Origin of the sequence: Streptomyces sp. SID1328, from assembly GCF_009865595.1 — a bacterium.
GTDB lineage: Bacteria > Actinomycetota > Actinomycetes > Streptomycetales > Streptomycetaceae > Streptomyces > Streptomyces griseoluteus.
In genome coordinates, this window is record NZ_WWKH01001014.1 from 1 (window position 1) to 903 (window position 903).

A 903-nucleotide genomic window follows, 5' to 3' on the forward strand; every position below is an offset into this window, starting at 1 on the left:
GCCCGGCCGAGCGCGGCCCGCGCCTCGTCGGCGCGGTCCCGTACGCGGTGGAGCGTGGAGGTGTAGGCGAGCCGGCCCCGCTCGCAGGCGGCCGCCCCGCGCTCCTCGTCGCTGTAGGCCCGTGCCTCGGCGGTGCGCAGCGCGTCCTCGGCCGCCTCCCAGCCCCGCTCGGTGTACAGGCACCGCTCCACCAGCAGCGCGGCCCGCTGAAGCGTCGCCCGGGGGGTGTCCGTGGGCAGGAGGGCCGCCGCGTCGGCCCAGCAGGCCCGTGAGCGCAGCCGCCACACCGCGGTCTGGAGCGGATCCTCATCGGCGGTCGTTCCGTCACCAGACATGGCGGGATGCGCCACGTTGCCCTCCCCGAGCACGCCGTCGAGCTGTTGAGTGCGTGCATTCCAGCACCGATCACCGGGCCGGGCCAAGAGGGTGGGTGAAACTTTTCACAAAGTTGCGGACCGGGGGCCGAACGGCCGTCCCGTGGCGCCGGAAGATCGAATTCGCTCCCCGGCGCCGACCGCGCTGATCACGCCCGTACGGCGGTCCTCAGCTCATCCGCAGCGCGAGGAAGAAGTCCAGCTTGTCCTCCAGCCGGGACAGGTCCCGGCCTGTCAGCTGCTCGATCCGCCCCACCCGGTACCGCAGCGTGTTGACGTGCAGATGGAGCCGGCTCGCGCACCGCGTCCAGGAGCCGTCGCTGTCGAGGAACGCCTCCAGCGTCGGGATCAGCTCGGCCCGGTGCCGCCGGTCGTACTCGGTGAGCGGGTCCAGCAGCCGGGCGGTGAAGGCGCGCCGCACGTCGTCCGGGACGAACGGCAGCAGGAGCACGTGCGAGGCGAGCTCCTGGTGCCCCGCCGCGCACACCCGGCCGGGCCGGGCCGCGGCGACCCGGCGGGCGTGCCGGGC

1 protein-coding gene and 1 pseudogene are annotated in these 903 nt (G+C 74.5%); both read right to left on the bottom strand.

Annotated elements, in window-relative coordinates; translation table 11 throughout:
• Positions 1-350: pseudogene (locus tag GT030_RS32705) on the bottom strand (hypothetical protein); the annotation flags it as partial.
• Positions 351-543: 193 nt separating this feature from the next.
• A partial coding sequence (locus GT030_RS32710; RefSeq protein ID WP_202460854.1) for a helix-turn-helix domain-containing protein occupies positions 544-903 on the bottom strand: 360 nt, incomplete at its 5' end.